Raw genomic sequence first — 19,871 nt, forward strand, 5'->3', positions numbered from 1 at the left:
GTATTTATTCACTTGATAGAATGATTATACACCCGATTTGCATGAATCTCTGATAAAAGTGTATTAGTACAATTCAGATAATTCGGAGGAGAAAACAGACAAAATTTAGAAGGTGCGAAGCCGTGAATGTTTGCATAGCGTATATGGTAAAATGAAAGCAGCATATTTGAAAAGGACGATAAGAATGCCAAATATAGATGTACCTGTTATGAAAAATGAATTGTATGACGTTACGTTCGAGGACCTGACACATGAAGGAGCGGGAGTCGCCAAGGTCGAGGGCTTCCCGATTTTCGTGCAAAACGCCCTGCCAGGCGAACGCGCCAGCATTAAAATCATCAAGGTGAAAAAGGGCTTTGCCTTTGGGCGTCTGATGGAAATAAAGGAACAAAGCTCGGAGCGAAGAGAAGCTCCATGCCCGATCTACAAGGAATGCGGAGGCTGCCAGCTTCAGCACCTGAGCTATGAGGGCCAGCTCGATTTCAAGCGCAAGCAGGTCGAAAACGTTCTCAGCCGGATCGGCAAGCTCAACCTGGATGAAGTCACCGTCCACCCGACACTCGGCATGGACAACCCATGGAACTACCGCAACAAAGCCCAGGTACCAGTCGGCGAACGGGAAGGCGGCTTAGTCGCAGGCTTTTATCAGCAGCGCTCCCATGAGATCATTGATATGCAGAAATGCCTGATCCAGCAGGCCGAAAACGACGACGTCGTCCAGGCCGTCAAGGAAATCTGCAGCCGTCACGGCATCCGTGCCTATAATGAAGAAAAACACAAAGGCTGGCTCCGCCACATCATGGTCCGCTACGGCCAGATGACCGGTGAAATGATGGTCGTCTTCGTCACCAGAACGAACGACTTCCCGCACAAAAATGAAATCATCGAAGAAATCACAAGCCGATTCGGACAAGTAAAATCCATTGTCCAAAACATCAACAGCAAACGCACCAACGTCATCTTCGGCGACGAAACAAACGTCCTCTGGGGCGAAGAATACATCTACGACAGCATCGGCGACATCCGATTCGCCATCTCGGCAAGATCGTTCTACCAGGTCAACCCTGAGCAAACAAAGGTCCTGTATGACAAAGCACTGGAATATGCGCAGCTGACCGGAGAAGAGACTGTTATCGACGCCTACTGCGGCATCGGAACGATCTCGCTGTTCCTCGCCCAGAAAGCGAAAAAAGTATACGGAGTCGAAATCGTACCCGAAGCCATCGAAGACGCCAAACGCAACGCCGAGCTCAACGGACTGACCAACGCAGAGTTTGGAGTCGGAGAAGCCGAAGTCGTCATCCCGAACTGGTACAAGCAGGGGATTAAAGCAGACACCATCGTCGTAGATCCGCCACGCAAAGGCTGCGATGAAGCGCTGCTCAAGACCATCTTGGAAATGAAGCCAAAGCGGGTTGTGTATGTGAGCTGTAACCCGGGGACTTTGGCGAGAGACTTGCATGTGTTGGAGCAGGGAGGATATCAAACGGTTGAGGTTCAGCCCGTGGATATGTTTCCTCATACGATGCATTGTGAGGCGGTTGTCAGGATAGAAAGAAAGCAGGCTAGTATCTAAGACTTTCAAGGGTTTAAGTTAATAGTGGTAAAGTGTGTTTCGTGTTCCCTCAGACTTATAGTTTGGGGGATTTTTGCTTTTGCGTATTTGTATATGTGAATAGAGGAAAACGGTAGCTCTTGCAGAATAAAATAGTCAATTAGAGTATTGTAACGACAAGGAGGAGTTAAGTTATGAAACTTCTGCTCACATCTGCAGGCATCATGAATAAAAGCATACACGACGCGCTGGTTGGCATGCTGGGCAAGCCACTCGCCGACTGCAGCGCTCTGTGCATCCCCACCGCGATGTACGGACACCCCTGGGTTGGCCCCGGCATCAAAACTTGGCAGTTCATCACCGGGAAAGAAGCAAATCCTATGGTCAACCTGGGCTGGAAATCCGTCGGCATACTGGAGCTCACAGCGCTGCCAAGCATCGATGAAGACCGCTGGGTGCCGCTGGTAAGGGAGACGGACGTCCTGCTGGTGGGGGAGGCGACGCGCTCTACCTGAGTTACTGGATGCGGCAATCCGGATTGGCAGACCTCTTGCCCTCGCTGCGTTCAGTCTATGTGGGAATGAGCGCAGGAAGCATGGTGATGTCACCTAACATCGGGGAATTCTTTGTTGGCTGGATTCCACCGGACGGCGGAGATAAAACACTAGGTTTTGTCGATTTTTCCATCTTTCCACATTTAAATCACGAGATACTGCCGCATAATACGATGTCCGCTGCAGAGAGATGGGCAGACGAGATGGAGGGGCCGGCTTATGCGATTGACGATCAAACCGCCATCAAAGTAAATGACGGAGCGATTGAAGTTGTCTCTGAGGGACATTGGAAACTGTTTCAAACTCCATCTTAGGCGAAATTCTAGTGGTGAGAAACGCATTTTAGGTAGTTCAATCCTTAAACTGATACAGTCAAATTTGAAGAGCCTACTTTAAGTCAACAGATTCGTCAATGTGTCTTATCTCACCATTACCATGTGCATTTCAACTCACTCCTAGGTAAGTTATAATGAAACCAGAATATAAGATGGTTTTAGGAGGCTGCTATGAAAAAGAACATTCATGTAGTAGGCGCAGTAATCGTTGAAAACGGCAAAATTCTCTGTGCCCAGCGGGGAGATGGCAAGGCGCTTTCTCAAAAATGGGAATTCCCGGGCGGAAAGATTGAAGAGGGGGAAACGCCTCAAGAAGCGCTGCGCCGGGAGATTGAAGAAGAAATGCTTTGCAAGGTGGAAATAGGGGGAAAGATCGAGACAACGGTTTATGAATATGATTTCGGAATTGTCCACCTCACCACTTTTTATTGCCAGCTGAAGGAAGGTACGCCGGTTTTAACTGAGCATGCAGCAATGAAGTGGCTAGTACCTGAGGAGTTGGACACTTTAGATTGGGCTCCTGCAGATGTGCCTGCTATTGAAAAAATCTCAAGAGAATTTATTCTTAACTAATAAAGAGCTACTCGCAAATTGTGGGTAGCTTTTTATGTTTCCCATTTATTAGCAGGATCTATTATAGTATCATAAAATGAAAGAATACTTGGTAAATAAGGGGATACTATGTCAAATTTAGTTGAGAACTTAACGGCTTCTTTATATAAAGGGTTCATTGATCAGAAGCATACTCGCGCTGGTAATTTTCGACCTGAGTTATTGGTGAATAACACCCATAAAAATGAAAATGTTTTAAACGCTGTCCTGGAGGAATTGGAGAAAAGCATCGACTTTATTTTCTCCGTTGCGTTTATTACAGAGAGTGGTTTAGCCACGTTGAAATCCCATTTGCTAGATTTGAAGCACAAAGGAATTCGCGGACGGATTTTAACGTCTACCTTTTTAAACTTTAACCAGCCTAAGGTATTCAAAGAGCTGATGAAGCTAGAAAATGTAGAAGTACGAACAACTAATATAAAAGGTTTCCATTCGAAAGGATATATTTTTAAACACCATACACATTATTCTCTTATCGTAGGCAGCTCAAATCTAACAGCACATGCCTTAAAGGTAAATTATGAGTGGAACGTGAAGCTTACTTCTCATGAAAATGGGGAGATTGTACATCATTTTAAGAATCAGTTTGAAGAGGTGTGGGAAAATGCCCATCTTCTTACTTCTGATTGGATAGAAGCATACGAAAAGTCATACACCCCCATAGCAAGACCGAATGAAATCAATCAATTAATTGAAATGCCGGCTCCTTACGAAACGAATGCTATAGAGGAAGCTCTGAAAATTGTCCCCAATAAGATGCAGGAGGCAGCCTTACTACAAATTGCTGCTGTGAGAGAGGCTGGAAAAGATAAAGGCATTATTATCTCTGCCACTGGAACAGGAAAAACGTACCTATCAGCGTTTGATGTTCGTCGCTATGCTCCGAAAAGGATGCTTTTCATCGTACACCGTGAACAAATTCTTTCGAAGGCCAAAACTGATTTTCTAAAGATTCTAGGTGGAATCGAATCTGACTTTGGCATTTACTCAGGAAATAACAAGCAAACACAAGCGAAATATCTTTTTGCAACGATTCAAACGATTTCAAAAGAGGCAAATCTAAATCAATTTGACCCAGAAGAATTTGATTATATTTTAATTGATGAAGTACATAAAGCTGGTGCATCCTCTTACCGTCGAGTCATGAATTATTTCCAACCGAAGTTTTTAATGGGAATGACAGCTACACCAGAACGGACAGATGATTTTAATATTTATCAGCTGTTTGACTACAATATAGCCTACGAAATCCGCTTGCAGGAAGCATTAGAAGAAGATATGCTTTGTCCATTTCATTATTTTGGTGTCACCGACATGGTCTACGACGGAGAGTTGCTAGATGAAGAGGTTTCCTTTTCCAAATTGGTTGATACGGAGAGGGTAGATCACATTGTAGAGAAGCTCTACTACTATGGACACTCTGGTGATAGAGTTAAAGGATTAATCTTCTGTAGTAGAAAAGATGAGGCAACGAAGCTTTCATTTGAATTAAACCAAAGAGGGTTACGTACCATTTCCTTGACGGGCGAAAACTCTCAGGATGAGAGAACACTAGCGGTAAACCAGCTTGAAAATGGAAAACTCGATTACATTTTAACGGTTGATATTTTCAATGAGGGCATTGATATTCCTTGCATCAATCAAGTGGTGATGCTTAGGCAAACACAGTCCAGTATCATTTTTATTCAGCAGCTAGGAAGAGGTCTTCGTAAACATGCCTCCAAAGAATACGTAACCATTATTGATTTTATCGGCAACTACAAAAACAACTACTTGATCCCTGTCGCCTTATCAGGGGACAAGTCACAAAACAAGGACAACATCCGCCGCCATGTGAAGGATACAAGCTATATTAAAGGCGTGTCTACGATTAATTTTGAAGAAATTGCTAAGAAGCAAATTTTTAAGGCGATCACGAACAGTAAATTAACATCATTGAAATTGTTAAAAGAGGCTTATACGGAGCTGAAAAATCGCATCGGAAGAGTTCCCGAGCTTTATGACTTTATCCAGCATAACTCCATTGACCCAGTCGTGATTGTGGAGGAGCATTTCAATTACTATCAGTTTTTAAAGAAAATAAAAGAGGATGTTCCGGTTATTTCAGAATATGAAAGCAAGGTCCTCACCATGCTTTCATTAGAGGTATTAAATGGACAAAGACTGCATGAAATTGTATTACTAGATCTTTTAATGAAGCAAGAAAAAGTAAGTGTTCAGCAGTTTACACATAAATTGAATGATCTCAATTGTCGTTTGAGTCCTGAGACGCTTACCTCAGTTCGGCGAGTATTTGATCTCTCCTTTTTTACACAGGTTAGTCGTAAAAAATATGGGGATCAAGCAATTGTTGTACTAGATGGAGAAGATTTTGCTTTTAGTCAGTCAGTGAAGGAACTGTTAACCAATTCTTATTTTAGTAGAATGGTCGAGGATATTATTAAGAGTGCCAAGGTTAAAGCAAAAGCCTTTCAATGCAATCAGCTGCTAACAATTAATCAGAAGTATTCACGTAAGGATGTTTGTAAGCTTCTAAATTGGTTTAAAGATGAAAGCGCTGTTGTAAATGGATATAAAACAAAGCACCAAACTTGTCCAATATTTATTACCTATCATAAAAAGGTGAATATAGAAGAGAGTATTAATTATAAGGATGAGTTCCTTAGTCAAGAACTATTGAATTGGGAAACTAGAAAGAACAGAAAGATAGACTCAAAGGAAGTAAAGGAAATTATCCATGCTGATGAAAACAACATTGATCTCCATATTTTTGTGAAAAAGGAAGATGGGGAAGGCAGTGATTATTATTATTTAGGAAAGGCTCACCCAGACCAAGAGAACATTAAGCAAAGCAAGAGGGTTGTAGATGGAAAAGATCTCCCGGTTGTTCACATTCATATGGTGATGGAGCAGCCGGTTGATTATAAGATTTATCAGTATCTTGTGAATGGGGAAGAGGAAATAAATTAATAAGCATAAAATAAAAAATTAGTACCTGTAGATTGGAGTATTCATCTACAGGTATTTCTTATATATAAATTTCAAATTACGGGAGAAACCAGGAGTTAATGTTTTGAGAAAATAGATAACCCCATTGGAGAAAAATCCAAGTGTATACCGTTCCAGGAGCATCCTATTATCTAAATGGAACTTACCAAATTAAAAGGGAAAACCTGCATTTTCCCTTTTCCAATTTATTAAACTAAGAAGAGGGGTTATCAGAGAAGCTAATAGTCCCTCTTTTCACCCTCTCCCCAATCCTCCCAATCGACTCCACATCCTCCTCCGTCAATAAACTTAAAAAATGCTCCCTTATAGCCTCCGAAACAACCGGCCGGGCTTCATTCAAAGCGGTTTTTCCAGCTTCCGTAATAATAACTTGAACTCCTCGATCTGAGTCTGATGGTTTCCTTTGAACAAGTCCGCGCTTTTCCATTCGTGTCAGGTGGTGGGATAGTCTGCTTTTGTCCCAATTCATGGAGTCAGCGAGTTCCTGCTGGCGGAGCTCGCCGTTTCCAAATTGATCGAGCCGATCGAGGATTCCGAAATCTCCCTCAGATAGTCCGGTTTGGTCTGTCAGGTCTTTGACGACGCGGCCGAAGATGCTCTGATAGGAGCCTTTCCACATATGCCATATCTTCATTTCTTCTTGACTGATTAGTTTTTTCTTCATGCAGCTATCATATCACGGTTGACGTATCAACCTCAAGGTACTACAATGGGTTTAGGTTGACGTATCAACCTGATGACGAAGGGGTGGATGATGAGATGAACTATGTAAAGCTTGGGAGATCTGGGTTGGATGTTTCGCGGCTGTGTCTTGGATGTATGAGCTTCGGTGAGCCGGAACGCGGCAATACTCCATGGTCGCTAAATGAAGAGGAGAGCAGGCCCATTATTAAAAAAGCACTGGATATGGGCATCAATTTTTTCAGCACGGCGAATATGTATTCCGATGGATCGAGTGAAGAAATCGTAGGGCGCGCTTTAAAAGATTTTGCCCGGCGGGATGAGGTGGTCGTTGCCACGAAGGTATTTGTTCCAATGCGGAAAGGACCGAATGGAATGGGGCTTTCCCGTAAAACGATCATGACTGAGATTGATAACAGTCTGCAGAGGCTTGGGACGGACTACATCGATTTGTACCAGATTCATCGCTGGGATCCGCATACCCCGATTGAAGAAACGATGGAGGCTCTTCACGATGTAGTCAAGGCAGGAAAAGTGCGTTACATTGGAGCTTCCTCTATGCTTGCCTGGCAGTTCCTGAAAGCTCAGTACACGGCTGAGCTCCATGGCTGGACCCGGTTCATCTCCATGGAAAACAGGCTCAACCTGCTTTACCGGGAGGAAGAAAGGGAAATGCTGCCGCTTTGCAAGGAGGAGGGAGTGGGCGTCACCCCATACCTGCCGCTGGCTGCCGGCCGTTTAACACGGGAATGGAGTGAGCAGACCCGCCGATCTGAAAATGACCAGATTGCAAAGGCGCTGTTTTCAAGAACAGAGGAAGCTGACCGGAAAGTAGCGGAGAGAGTAGAGGAAGTGGCAGCTGGACGTGGCGTTCCGCGTGCACAAATTGCACTTGCCTGGATTCTGCAGAAGGAGGAAGTCACATCTCCGATCATCGGAGCGACGAAGGTGAACCATCTTGAAGATGCGGTTTCGGCATTGTCGATCCGATTGACAGAGGAAGAGATAGAGAGTTTGGAAGAGTTGTATGTACCGCATGGGCTAGTGTGATTATACAGATGTATAATTTGATTGAAAAAAAACGAGTGGTATAAATTGAACGCTGGTGAGGCGTTCTTTTTATTTGTTCTGGATGGCAGTTTAGTTTTGATAGGGAAGAACAAGTAATAGTTCAATCCAGAATTGTATTACGGTATGTTACAGAATACAATGTATATACAGATGTAGATACGGAAATAGTAAGAGGAGTGAGGTCTGTGTTCGATTGGGACAGAGAAAATGTCGAGTATATATTTCAGCATGACATTTCACCTCAGGAAGCGGAAGAAGCTTTTTACGATCCGGACCGGAGCATACATCATGCACATAGTGGAAATAGAAAAATTATCGGCATGACAGAAGATGGACGGTTACTGGCCATCATTTATACAAAGCGTGAGAAGAAGATTAGACCTATCACAGGATGGGATGCAACGGAAACAGAACGAAAATCATACAATAGAAAAAGGAGGCAGTAAAGATGGATGAGGCTCGAATAAACAAGAAAAGAATGGATGAGCTAGGAAGAGTTTTCATTGATGACCTGAATGAAATCCCTCAAAATATGACTGAAGAAGAAACCAAGCAATTTTGGGAGAAGCATGCAATGAGCGAGGGCTTACTGAATACCACACATATTGAAGATGAGGAAGATTTGCCTTTACCCCGAAAGCAGTCCACTAAGCCCATTAACCTTAGAATAGAAAGCGACCTGCTGTCCCGGCTTCAGAAGGTGGCTGAAAAGAAAAATGTACCCTATCAGACTTTATTAAAGCAGTTTGTGGCAGAGAGAGTCTATGAAGAAGAGAAGAGAGAGAAAATTTTGTACTGAAGCACACAAAAACCACCCTCCAGGTGGTTTTTTCACATCTTATTTCCCGCAGCACTTCTTATACTTCTTCCCGCTTCCACATGGGCAGGGAGAGTTGCGGCTGATATTGCTTGCTAGGGCAGAGGGGGGTGGCGGGGTGAATACGGTTCTCCCCCCAGTGGTTTTCGCTTCTCTTTTTTCGATTATCGATTTCCATGTTTGCAGTTTCGGGTGGTCCACGCCGCTGATTATGCAGGTTGCGTACAGATCCCTTTCAAGTTCAAGAAGACCAGTATCATATCCTTGTTCCATAAAGTCTTCTAGTTTGGGAATGGCTTCAGTGGATAGCTGGCTGCATAACGCTTCTGCCATCAGTGTTTTCGCTGTAAGATCGGTGGCTTGAATCGAAGAGGGATAAAAGTTTTTCGACAGCAGCCGTTTAATCCAAAGCGGTATGCGAAAAAGCTGTCATTGCTTCCGGGCTACTTAGAGCCAGGGGAATCCAATAATACAATGAGAACGATGAAGGCTGAACCTGTCATCGACAGAAATGAACCATTTCCATGCGGCAGTGGCAAGAAGTTTAAAAAGTGCTGCGATAAATAGGGTTATGGGCTGATTTGAGTTCTATTATGTAAAAAATAAACTATATGAATTTGAGCGCCAGTAAAGGAGCACAATTGATTAAAGTCAATCAGGAAAGGAAATTACCCCCTTTCCGCTTTTATTATCAAAGTTTACAGCTGATCCAGGGTATACAGCCGGATGTGATTTTGTTTGGTAATTTCCTCTTGCCTGCAGGGAATGCAATTCTTTAAAAGCTTTTTGAACAATCCGAATCCCTAACTCGATGAACATTGGATCGGCCCCCCTTAAGTTGTCGCCCGGTAGGATGTTATAGAAGATGAGACGATGGAAAACTGGAGAATTTAAAACGAAAAGAAATTTGATGACGTATGGATAGTAAGAAGGGACAAGTTCCTGTAAAATGGAATAAATAGCTATAACAGTGACTATCTGTTTCATTTCCGGTCCATCCTAATCATAACTTGATAAGGGGGAGGGACCGTTATGAGCGATAAAATGAAGGGTGATGGCAAGATGTCTAATACGACAGACAATAAAACGAAAAAAAACACAAAACTTCAAGATTCTATTGCAAAATTAATTAAAAAAAATGGTAAGGCTTTAGAAAAGCTAAGTAAAAATTGATGGGCTTCAGCTATCTTACTGTAGAAGAAGTAGTAGAGCTTCATGATATGCTTGTTGATTTATACGGGGGACTGCAAGGGCGTGAGCACGGTAAACTTGAATCAAAATTAGCTCTACCTATGTCGGGTTTCGGAGATTTCGAGCGTTTTCCTACTATAGAAGAAAAAGCAGCAGCTTATCATTATTACTTAGCCAGTGGTCACGCTTTTAATGATGGCAACAAAAGGACATCCTATGCAGCAGCTTTTATATTTTTAGATTTTAATGGTTATGATTTAGTTGCAGACGATGAGGATGTCTTCCAATGGACATTGCTTCTTGCAGATGACAAAACCCGGCCTGCTTTTGAAGAAGCTGTAAATTGGATGGCAGCAAGAATTAAAAAGAGGGAAGAGTAGCCAGCAGCAATTCCCTGAGCATATGAAAAAGCACTTTGCTCTGAAGCAAAGTGCTTTTTCAATGGTCTTTTTCTTACACCGTCTTAACCGGCACCGGCAAAATCTTCACCAGCTCCCCGAGCGCTTCCTCCGCGTTTTTCACAGAAAGCGTAATTCTCTCTTCCTCCGAATACCGCATTGCAGTGTGCTCATAGCGCGGGTCATAGTAGTATTCAAGGAGCAGCATGACCGCGTCCTCGTATTCGCGTGCGTTGAGGGACGCTTCAATTTGAGCGGCTGCCGGTGTATGAATGCGGGCTTTTATCCGGTAGAAGGCCTTCATGCACTCTTCATGATGCTCCCATGGCTGATAGTCTTCGACGAGGAACCGAGCGCGCTCGGCTCTTGGGATGTCGAGGAACAGCTGGGTTCCCTGTTCTTTCTTTTCCGCGATAAATTCGGGAAGTACGGCTTTCCCGATTCGCTTGCTTTCCGCTTCCAGCACGACATAGGAAGAGGCCTGAAGCGGGAGGGCTTCTTTGATCAGCAGGGAATCGAACGTTTTCTGATTGTGGGGATTCAGTCCGATCTGACCGAAGATCGAGCCCCTGTGGTTCGCCATTCCTTCCAAATCCAGCACAGGATAGCCCTGTTCCTTTAGCTTATGGAGCAGCATCGTTTTTCCTGAGCCGGTATAGCCGTTCAGCACATAGGCATTCGGTCTGAAATTGATGGTTTCGATTTTATCGACAATCCACCTGCGGTACGCTCTCACTCCGCCATCCAGCCGGAACGTTTTATTGCCCATTAAATCAAGGACAGTGGCGGACGTTCTGCTCCGCATGCCCCCTCTCCAGCAGAAGACAGCCTTATGATTTGGGATGGCACTGAATGTTTTAATGAATTCCGGAAGCTTTGCCGACACAATTTCGAGTCCGCGGTCCTTTGCCGCCTGAACGCCGACCTGTTTATAGATGGTGCCGATCTCAGCCCGCTCCTCATCGTTAAAAAGGGGGATGTTCAAGGCGCCGGGAATAGTCGCTTCCTTGTATTCAGATGGAGAACGGACATCCACCGCCGTAATTTTCTTTTCTTTTTGCATTTCTAATAGCTGGTCAACCGTTAAGTCCTGAAACACCGTCATTCCGCCCTTCTACCGTTAAAGCTTCTCAGAAACCGTGATGTGTCCGGGATGATCCGCTGTTACTTCACCGATCATGGCCGCTTCCACACCAGCATCCAGAAGGTCCTTTATCAGGGCATCTGCTTCTTCGCCTGCCACTGAAATGAGCAGTCCCCCGGATGTCACCGCATCGCACAATATATATTGATCAATCTGGTCCATGTTTTCCGGGAACGTCACATCACCCTGAAGATGGGCGAAATTGTTTTTCGTCCCGCCTGGAATGACGCCTTGTTCCGCAAGCTCCCGCACTCTCGGGAGGACAGGGACTGCTTCATTTGCAATCCGTACGCCTGCCTTGCTTCCTTTTGCCATCTCAGACGTGTGGCCGAGCAGCCCGAAGCCTGTAACATCCGTGCACGCATGAACATCATAAGCTGCCATCGTTTCAGCTGCCGTTTTATTTAGAGTTGCCATCACTTCTGTAACCCGGGCGATTTCTTCTTCCGTCAGCAAATCTCTTTTAATGGAAGAGGTCAGGATGCCGACACCGATCGGTTTCGTTAAAATCAGTTTGTCACCGGGCTTAGCGCCTGCATTAGCCCGTACTTTATCAGGATGGACCGTTCCTGTCACCGCCAAACCGAATTTCGGTTCTTTATCTTCAATGGAATGGCCTCCGACCAGTGTCGCCCCGGCTTCTTTCAGCTTATCTCCTGCACCGCGGAGGATGTCGGCAAGAATCTGCTTGTCCAAGTCCGCAATCGGAAAAGCGACGATGTTCAATGCTGTAAGCGGTGTTCCTCCCATCGCATAAATATCACTGATCGCATTCGCCGCGGCCACTTGACCGAAAGAATACGGGTCATCAACAATCGGGGTGAAGAAATCAAGCGTTTGGACAATCGCAAGGTCGTCCGTCAGACGGTACACTCCTGCATCGTCACTCGTATCAAGACCGACAAGCAAATCGGGATTGGGCATGGCAGGGGGGAGAGAGCGGATGACCTCCTGCAGATCAGCCGGTCCGATTTTGCAGCCGCAGCCGCCCTTTGTGGATAAGGATGTTAACTTTATTTTTTGTGTCATAATGACGCCAACCTTTCTGTATTCACTATGATTAGTATAAATGACCTTACCCGAAAAAGCATGGCACAAGCCTGCTGCATATCTGACGTGATATAATTTGATATTGTCTTAATTTCTATTGAAACGGGGAATGAAAAATGGCTCAAAGTGCTCTTCAGCAAACACAGCCCTCTGGAAAAAAAACCATATGGCTTGTGACTCTGTTTCTAGTGATTGCTGCTGCAGGCCTATTATATGTAAAATGGGTGCCGTATCTTGAAAAGTCTTGGATCGCGGCCTCCACCCACTCTATCGGAGACTCGATTCTCGGCAGCCCTGAAGCAGGTACTTCTCCTTCGTGGAGCAATGCATGGGAATATGCTGCTGTCTATTTCAAGGCAGTCTGGAAAGCGGCCATTCTCGGCATCGTACTCGGCTCGCTCATTCAGGTGCTGCTCCCATCCCAATGGCTTTTGCGCGTCCTCGGAAAAACCACATTCGGCAGCACGGCTGTCGGAGGACTGGCTTCCCTTCCTGGGATGATGTGCACATGCTGTGCCGCACCGATGGCGGTAGGAATGCGGAAAAAGAACGTATCAGCGGGAGCAAGTCTCGCTTTCTGGATCGGAAATCCGGTGCTGAACCCGGCCGTTCTCGTCTTCATGACCTTTGTGCTTTCCTGGAAATTCACCTTGCTTCGTCTTGCTTTTGGACTCATCCTGACATTCGGCGTCAGCTACCTGGCCAACCGATTCATGAAGGAGGAGCCGCCGCTTACGGCAGAAAAGCTGATGGAGGAAGCGGAACAAGCACAATCCGGCTCCTTTCTTGCAAGATGGGGGAAAAGCCTTGGAACGATGTTCCTTTATGTCGTCCCGGCATATGTATTATCCGTTCTTCTGCTTGGCGCAGCGCGCGTCTGGCTGTTCCCGAACGTTGGTGAAGCTGCCGCTAACAGCATACTTGTTCTCATTCTATTCGCTGTCGCCGGCATGCTCTTCGTCATCCCGACCGCGGCCGAAATTCCAATCATCCAAACCTTTATGGCAGCAGGTCTCGGAGCAGGACCGGCCGGAGCACTCCTCATCACGCTTCCAGCCATCAGTCTCCCGTCACTGTTAATCGTTGCAGGTTCTTTTCCGAAAAAGGTTCTTGCTTTTGTGGCTGGGTCCGTCGTTTTGCTTGGGATAGCAGCCGGGTTAATAGGGATGCTTATATTGTAAGAGTGCAACCAGCTCTGTTCTGCTTTTTTGCGGTGCGGGGCTGGTTTTTTGTATGACAGAGGATTTAGCTCCGGCATCTCATCCGATTGTCTTTTTTTTCCTGAGAGGCAGTTTGCTTTACTTCGCCGATGCCCGCAAAAAAACACCTTCAAAAAGTATGTTTCTACTTTCGAAGGTGTTTTTTTGTTTTGATTTTCTATCTTGTTCTTCAATTATTTTGCACGTTTCGGATATAAAAACGAAACAACCACCAAAACAACCAAAATTCCAAGGCAAACCGAAGTCCCGATCACATTGTCCTTATTTAATACAAAGGATATGAAGATGACAGCCAAAGACAGGCTTGCCGCAATCGTTGTAAATGGTGCCCATTTCAGCTTGAAAAACGGCTCCTTCGGATAGTGTTTGCGAAGCTTGATTTGGGCAAGGCATATTCCAAGCCAAATCAGCAATACAGTAAATCCGGGAATGGTCATTAAATAGCTGATGACTTCATCAGGTGTTTGGTAGGCCAGGAATACGCCAAAGGTAAGAGCGATGGCTGTAAGGGCAATTCCGTTAATCGGGATGTCCTGTTTAGAAAGCCTGGCAAGCCTTTTTGGTGCTTCGCCGTTTTGAGCCATGGAGTATAACGTCCTTGATGTTGCGTAGATCCCGGAATTGGCTGCGGATAACACAGCTGTCAGCAGCACAAAGTTCATGACGTGGGCTGCTCCTGGAATGCCGATTGCCGTAAACACTTGAACAAATGGGCTTTCCTTGCCTGAGACCTCATTCCACGGAATTAAGCCGCAGATGATAAGAATCGGCAATACGTAGAATAGGATGACTCGGATCACAGTGCTTTTAATGACTTTTGGAAGCACTTTTTCGGCATCCTTTGTTTCGGTAACGGCCACTCCAATCAATTCCGCTCCGCCGTAAGAAAACATGACGACGAGGAGTGCAGCGAACATACCGCTTGCGCCATTAGGGAAAAACCCTCCGTGAGCTGTATAGTTGGAAATCGGATCTTCAACAGGGCTCGGAACAATGCCGAGGATCATGCAAAGCCCCAGGATAATAAACAGAGTAAGTGTAATGATCTTAATCCCTGCAAAGTAAAATTCAAATTCCCCGTAAAATTTTACTTGGGTAAGGTTAATAGAAATGATAAATACCGCACAAATAAGAGCGAGCACCCATAACGGTACGGATGTGAACCAGAATTGCAGAAAGCTTCCGGCAGCGAGAACTTCTACAACCGTAACAATAATCCAGTTAATCCAGTAAAGCCATCCGGCAATAAAGGATGTCCTGGCACCAAAAGCCTTTGAAAGTAAATGCTGGGTATTGTGATTCGGGTAGACAGAGGCCATCTCTGCCAGTGCTGACATCACAATAAACAGCAAAAGACCTCCAAGTAAATAAGCAAACACCACACTCGGTCCTGCCATATTCAATGTATCGGAACTGCCTTTAAAAATACCTGTTCCAATCATCCCTGCAAGAGCGATGAATTGGACATGCCTTGGCAGCAAGCCTTTTCTAAGAGTATTGTCCTGTTCCATAAAATCGTCCTGCCTTCCTGATATACGATCTATCTGTTTCACTTAAACGCTTTTATGCTTTTGTGCATTCAAGTTACTAGTATAAGTGCGCTGCTGCTCTCCGTCAATTTTCATATTTAGAGATGGTGCCTGCTATAGTATGTAAGTCCAGTTATTTCTTAAATAGAGGAAAAATATAATTCGTTTTAAAACGTATTAGGTACAAAAAGGTGGAAGCTGCAAACTTGATGGATGAAATAATGGAAGTGATTCAGATGCAGCGAATAAAAAACTGGACAAGTTGAAAAGAGCTTGGATGATTCCAAGCTTATTTTTTTTACCCTATAACGTTAGTATCCACTCTTTCAGAAAGGATGTTTGTAAAAAATATATAAATTTAAATCACTCTATAAAAGTAGGTATATTGACCGATATAAGGGTTAGCACCAAAATATTGGAAGCGAATACAAAGAGAAGTCGCTTTCATGATGTCTATGAATCAGGCGTACTTGGGGAGGGAATCATTTGTTTCAAAAGATGAAGTGGAAAAATATCAAAATCCGCGGGAAGTATAACCTTATTTTTTCATTTGCTGCGGCAGCATTTTTAGTATCTGTACTTATAACTTATTTTTATCTGGATTTATCAAGCCGTGAATTGAAAGAGACAAGGTCGAAAAATGAACTGTCTATGTATGCGGGAGAGCTTGTTTCTCTCTATCAGGAAAAATATCTGCTAATCCCTGAATACATTTTGCTTTCGGATGATGAGAAGCTGAATGAGTATTTACAGTACAGCGGGAAATTCGTGGAAACAGCTAAAAAGTTAAAGCCACAGCTGAGCAGGGAACAAATCTCTACCTTCAACAAGCTTATTGACAATAACAATAAACTGGATCAGCAGTTCTTCAGCGTGGTGGTTCCAAACGTTCAGCAGATCAATACAGCCGAGTATAAAGAAATGCAGGCACTGGTCAATAAGCTGAAAGAGGATACATCGAAGCTCGGGGATGAACTGAAAAACGCAGCAGCTGACTCCAGTGAGAAAGCAATGGATACCTCTTTAAACCATCTATCCAATGTTACACTAATCCTCATCATTACGGCCGTTGCTTCCATCTGCCTCTCGTTTTTGCTGCTTTATTTAGTCAGCATGAACATCAGGAAGAACTTGAATAATGTGATTAAGGTGAGTGAGGAGATTGCAGGCGGCGTATTAAATGTAAAGAATTTGGATTATGAAGGAACAGATGAAATTGGTCAGCTGTCGAAATCCATTAACTATATGGGACAGCGTCTTCGTGACATGATTTCCTCCATCTCGAATCTTTCCAAAGAGGTGGACCAGCAAAGTACCACTCTCCTTGAATCGACGGAAGAAGTGAAACAGGGAAGCGAGCAGATTGCCGTAACCATTGAAGATATTTCGAAAAATGGCCATTCTCAAGCGGAGAATGCAGCCAAAATTTCGTTGAATACGCAAGCGTTTAGTGACGAAATGGCAAGTGCCAAACAAAATACAGTGAAATTAGTAGATTTTACGAATCAAATTCTTCAAGTCTCTATTAATGGAGATCAACAGATGCATGAGTCACAGAAGCAAATGAAAATCATCAATGAACTCGTTGAAACATCTGTTCATAAAGTGAAAGGTTTAGAAGCGAAGACCCAATCCATTTCTGAGATTGTGGCTGTCATAAGGTCCATTGCCGATCAAACAAACCTTTTAGCACTCAATGCTTCCATTGAAGCAGCCAGAGCGGGAGAGGCTGGAAAAGGGTTTGCAGTTGTTGCAAGCGAGGTTCGAAAACTGGCTGAGCAAGTATCAAATTCCAGTCAAAGCATTTCATCCATTGTTTACAGTGTAAAAGAGGAGACGACTGACATAGCGAAGGATTTGACACAGGGATTTGCCGAGGTCCATAAAGGATCAGAACAATTTGAGTTAACGAGGAAACAATTTTCGGATATTAAAGGCCAGGTAGCTGAAATGTCAGACCAGGTAAAGAATATTTCATCTATTTTTAGCTCTGTTCAGGAATCCGGTCAGGAAATCAATGAATCCGTCGAACATATTGCTGCGGCATCCGAGGAAGCAGCTGCAGGATCCGAAGAAATTTCTGCTGCTGCACATGAACAAAGCCACTCGATTGACAGCATTTTTTCCAGTGCAAAAATGCTGACCGGGATGGTCGAACAAATGAACGGCTTAATCAAGAAGTTTCAGCTCTAAGAAGGATGGGGGAGAAAGAATTGCTTAAAGTTCTTCACAAAAACAGCCAGGTATGCATCCTGTTTCTAATCATGCTCCTATTCAATTCCGCATGTACCAATCAAGTTGCAGATGAACCTAACAAAGCTGATCGGATAAAGCTGGTTTCTGATGACGGGAAGCCTTATATTGGATTTGTATTAGATACGCTTAAAGAGGAGCGCTGGTATAAGGATAAGGCTTTATTTGAAGAGAAGGTCGTTCAAATGGGGGGACAGGTGAAAACATTAGCTGCCAATGGACTGGATGATATTCAAATAAAGCAAGCCGAACTGTTAATTCAAGAAGGGGCAGATGTATTGGTCGTCGTACCTCATAATGCTGAAATATCGGGCAAGATTGTAGAAATGGCTCACAAAGCAGGTGTAAAGGTTATTTCCTATGACCGATTGATAAAAAACTCAAAAGTTGATTATTATATTTCATTTGATAATGAAAAGGTTGGAGAACTGCAGGCTAGTGAGGTTGTTAAAAAAGTATCAAAAGGGAATTTTGCCTACATAGGCGGAGCAGAATCTGATAATAATGCAGTGCTATTTCGGGAAGGTGCGATGAAGGTTATTCAACCGCTCATCGACAAAGGCGATATTAAAATAGTCTATGACCAATACACCGATGAATGGAAACCGGAAACAGCGCAGGAGAATATGCAGTCAGCTCTACAACAAAATTCAAATCAAATCGATGCTGTTATAGCTGCAAACGATGGTACAGCTGGCGGGGTAATCAATGCCTTGTCCTCTGCCGGACTATCGGGCAACATTCCTGTATCTGGGCAGGATGCTGAGTTAATGGGTGTAAAACGAATCGTTGAAGGGACACAAACGATGACTGTGTATAAACCAATCACTCTGCTGGCAGAGAAAGTTGCTGAAGTAGCAGTGAAGGCAGCAAAAGGAGAAAAGGTAGCAACGGATCGAACAGTGAATAATGGAGAAATAGACGTTCCCTCCATTCTATTGGATCCTATAGCTGTTACAAAAAATAACATTAAAGACACGGTCATTAAAGATGGTTATTTAACAGAAGAAGAACTATATAAAAAATAATGCATTTATCGTTCAAATAAGATTCCTAAATAATAATGTGACAAAATATAATAACAAGAAAAAGGATAAAGCTGCCGGACACAAAGCCCGGCAGCTTTAATTACTTATGAATAAATGAAATTTCCATTCCCTGCCAATGGCGTGGATTGGAGAGTCTCAGACCGCAGACTATAGGCTGCTGCCTTCTTGTTATACTGCTTGAATACATCCACATGATTGCTGTAAATATACACAGACAGCCTGACATCCATTTTGCCCTTCTTTGTATCAATGACCAATGGGGTTCCGGTGTTCTCTGAAGGGACATCATATTCATCATATCGATCAAAAAATGTCGCTTCATTAAATTGGTTAATAAATTGAATTTTTTCTTCTCCCTCCAAACGTTTTCCTCTTAGGGTTATAGTGGTGGTCTCTTCACTGAGCCTTGCATGCAAGGCGAATTTGTTAAGAAGCCATTCCATAACGAAGGTTGGAGGACTTGCAAGTACTACTTTAAGAGTGCTGATAACTATTAGGAAAATGATAAACCAGGTTGTCATTTATCGTTCATCTCCGTAACGTTTAATAATACAACTTCCTAATCATCGTATCACAGGAACGGTCGGTTATCTTTGTACATTGTATGAAGTTTAGATGAGGAAATACTTTTTCAATTTAACAGCCCTTCGGCTTTTACAAAATCTCGTACAGGTCCTATATAAGCAAAAATAGAGACGGCGCAATGGATAAGCGCCGTCTCTTATTTTTCCTCCCCGCCATTTAAAAAAGCAGAGATTTCCCTGCCAACTACTCTGTACCCTGCAGGAGTTAAGTGAATCCCGTCATCACTAATCAAATTCTGAAGGCTGCCAGCTTGTCTCAAAGCGGTCCTGACGTCTGCTTTCCCCACTTGCATTTCATCGGCCAGGTTCATTAAGCGGTCATTATACATCCCATGCCAATGCTCCATGCCGCCCTTCAAACTGATCCAATGACCAATGGAGCTGCCATATTGCTGGAACAAATATTGGTAGTACCGCACAGGGTCCAGCGGGGGAAGGGTCATCACAATCGGGATAATCCCGGCCTTTTTCATTTTCTCCATCATCATTTTCACATTTTCAATATAGCGATCGACAGGAACAGTGGCTTGATGCTCCGAATCAGGATGTTCCACCACTTCATTCCAGTTGAAATTGCAGTCATTCCCGCCAATTGCGATGATGACGAAATCAGGATTTTCCTCCAGCACATCCTTCTGCAGTCTCCTCAGAAGAAGATCAGAATTATCGTTGAATACCCCTTTATTGAGCACGGTTATATCAGGCTTCAAAAATTCCTTCAGATAATAGGGATAATTCTTTTTGGTTATTCTTAATCTCCCTTTATCAAGCGTTACGCCCCTCGTCAAACTGTCACCAAAGCAAACGATTTTCATCTCT

General features: G+C 43.9%; 18 protein-coding genes and 1 pseudogene. 12 read left to right on the forward strand and 7 right to left on the reverse strand.

Features of this window, described 5'->3' with window-relative positions; translation table 11 throughout:
* Positions 1-184 precede the first annotated feature (184 nt).
* The 4 genes and pseudogenes from rlmD to WCV65_RS02490 all read left to right on the forward strand — a co-directional run bounded on the left by rlmD (position 185) and on the right by WCV65_RS02490 (position 6,026).
* The gene (gene rlmD / locus WCV65_RS02475; RefSeq protein WP_338779778.1) at positions 185-1,576 is read left to right on the forward strand and encodes a 23S rRNA (uracil(1939)-C(5))-methyltransferase RlmD; all 1,392 of its coding nucleotides are present in this window, start codon (positions 185-187) and stop codon (positions 1,574-1,576) included.
* A gap of 173 nt (positions 1,577-1,749) precedes the next feature.
* Positions 1,750-2,423, forward strand: a pseudogene (locus tag WCV65_RS02480) (Type 1 glutamine amidotransferase-like domain-containing protein).
* A gap of 192 nt (positions 2,424-2,615) precedes the next feature.
* Positions 2,616-3,017, forward strand: coding sequence for a (deoxy)nucleoside triphosphate pyrophosphohydrolase (locus WCV65_RS02485; protein ID WP_338779779.1), 402 nt, complete (start codon positions 2,616-2,618; stop codon positions 3,015-3,017).
* Positions 3,018-3,125: 108 nt separating this feature from the next.
* A complete protein-coding gene (locus tag WCV65_RS02490; protein ID WP_338779780.1) occupies positions 3,126-6,026 on the forward strand; it encodes a DUF3427 domain-containing protein in 2,901 nt (966 codons plus the stop codon).
* 232 nt (positions 6,027-6,258) lie between these two features.
* Here the strand turns inward: WCV65_RS02490 and WCV65_RS02495 are convergent, their stop codons facing one another.
* On the reverse strand, positions 6,259-6,729 hold the full coding sequence (locus tag WCV65_RS02495) for a MarR family transcriptional regulator (RefSeq protein WP_338779781.1): 471 nt from the start codon (positions 6,727-6,729) through the stop codon (positions 6,259-6,261).
* A gap of 95 nt (positions 6,730-6,824) precedes the next feature.
* On the opposite strand from WCV65_RS02495, the gene WCV65_RS02500 reads away from it, so the two are divergent.
* The 3 genes from WCV65_RS02500 (at position 6,825) to WCV65_RS02510 (ending at position 8,616) form a co-directional block, all read left to right on the forward strand.
* The gene (locus tag WCV65_RS02500; RefSeq protein ID WP_338782124.1) at positions 6,825-7,796 is read left to right on the forward strand and encodes an aldo/keto reductase; all 972 of its coding nucleotides are present in this window, start codon (positions 6,825-6,827) and stop codon (positions 7,794-7,796) included.
* Between the two features lie 206 nt (positions 7,797-8,002).
* The gene (locus WCV65_RS02505; protein ID WP_338779782.1) at positions 8,003-8,263 is read left to right on the forward strand and encodes a BrnT family toxin; all 261 of its coding nucleotides are present in this window, start codon (positions 8,003-8,005) and stop codon (positions 8,261-8,263) included.
* Positions 8,264-8,265: 2 nt separating this feature from the next.
* A complete protein-coding gene (locus WCV65_RS02510) occupies positions 8,266-8,616 on the forward strand; it encodes a CopG family antitoxin (RefSeq protein WP_197491610.1) in 351 nt (116 codons plus the stop codon).
* 669 nt (positions 8,617-9,285) lie between these two features.
* Here WCV65_RS02510 and WCV65_RS02515 read toward each other — a convergent pair.
* Entirely contained in the window at positions 9,286-9,621 is a 336-nt protein-coding gene (locus tag WCV65_RS02515; protein ID WP_338779783.1) for a hypothetical protein, read from the reverse strand.
* A gap of 45 nt (positions 9,622-9,666) precedes the next feature.
* Here WCV65_RS02515 and WCV65_RS02520 point away from each other — a divergent pair, with 45 nt between their 5' ends.
* Together WCV65_RS02520 and WCV65_RS02525 are read left to right on the forward strand one after the other, a co-directional pair.
* Positions 9,667-9,807 carry a hypothetical protein gene (locus WCV65_RS02520; RefSeq protein WP_338779784.1) on the forward strand — a complete coding sequence of 47 codons (141 nt, stop codon included), beginning with the start codon at positions 9,667-9,669 and terminating at the stop codon, positions 9,805-9,807.
* Complete coding sequence (locus WCV65_RS02525; RefSeq protein WP_338779785.1) at positions 9,807-10,205, forward strand: type II toxin-antitoxin system death-on-curing family toxin; 399 nt, start codon at positions 9,807-9,809, stop codon at positions 10,203-10,205. Before WCV65_RS02520 ends, WCV65_RS02525 begins: the two co-directional genes overlap by 1 nt.
* A 73-nt stretch (positions 10,206-10,278) precedes the next feature.
* On the opposite strand, the gene mnmH is transcribed toward WCV65_RS02525, so the two are convergent.
* Positions 10,279-11,322, reverse strand: a complete 1,044-nt coding sequence (mnmH, locus tag WCV65_RS02530) for a tRNA 2-selenouridine(34) synthase MnmH (RefSeq protein WP_338782127.1) — start codon at positions 11,320-11,322, stop codon at positions 10,279-10,281.
* A 21-nt stretch (positions 11,323-11,343) separates the two neighbouring features.
* Complete coding sequence (gene selD, locus WCV65_RS02535; RefSeq protein ID WP_338779787.1) at positions 11,344-12,396, reverse strand: selenide, water dikinase SelD; 1,053 nt, start codon at positions 12,394-12,396, stop codon at positions 11,344-11,346.
* Between the two features lie 137 nt (positions 12,397-12,533).
* On the opposite strand from selD, the gene WCV65_RS02540 reads away from it, so the two are divergent.
* Positions 12,534-13,598: a permease gene (locus WCV65_RS02540; RefSeq protein ID WP_338779789.1), complete on the forward strand. Its 1,065-nt coding sequence runs from the start codon at positions 12,534-12,536 to the stop codon at positions 13,596-13,598.
* A 212-nt stretch (positions 13,599-13,810) separates the two neighbouring features.
* On the opposite strand, the gene WCV65_RS02545 is transcribed toward WCV65_RS02540, so the two are convergent.
* Entirely contained in the window at positions 13,811-15,148 is a 1,338-nt protein-coding gene (locus WCV65_RS02545; protein ID WP_338779791.1) for an amino acid permease, read from the reverse strand.
* Positions 15,149-15,652: 504 nt separating this feature from the next.
* Between WCV65_RS02545 and WCV65_RS02550 the strand changes: the two genes are divergently transcribed.
* Both WCV65_RS02550 and WCV65_RS02555 read left to right on the forward strand, forming a co-directional pair.
* Positions 15,653-17,359: a HAMP domain-containing methyl-accepting chemotaxis protein gene (locus tag WCV65_RS02550; protein ID WP_338779793.1), complete on the forward strand. Its 1,707-nt coding sequence runs from the start codon at positions 15,653-15,655 to the stop codon at positions 17,357-17,359.
* 20 nt (positions 17,360-17,379) lie between these two features.
* Entirely contained in the window at positions 17,380-18,447 is a 1,068-nt protein-coding gene (locus WCV65_RS02555; RefSeq protein ID WP_338779795.1) for a substrate-binding domain-containing protein, read from the forward strand.
* Between the two features lie 104 nt (positions 18,448-18,551).
* Here the strand turns inward: WCV65_RS02555 and WCV65_RS02560 are convergent, their stop codons facing one another.
* A complete protein-coding gene (locus tag WCV65_RS02560) occupies positions 18,552-18,989 on the reverse strand; it encodes a YfmQ family protein (RefSeq protein WP_338779797.1) in 438 nt (145 codons plus the stop codon).
* A gap of 200 nt (positions 18,990-19,189) precedes the next feature.
* Complete coding sequence (locus WCV65_RS02565; RefSeq protein ID WP_338779799.1) at positions 19,190-19,867, reverse strand: GDSL-type esterase/lipase family protein; 678 nt, start codon at positions 19,865-19,867, stop codon at positions 19,190-19,192.
* Positions 19,868-19,871: the final 4 nt, after the last annotated feature.

Origin of the sequence: Metabacillus sp. FJAT-52054 (assembly GCF_037201815.1) — a bacterium.
GTDB classification, from domain to species: Bacteria; Bacillota; Bacilli; order Bacillales; family Bacillaceae; genus Metabacillus_B; species Metabacillus_B sediminis.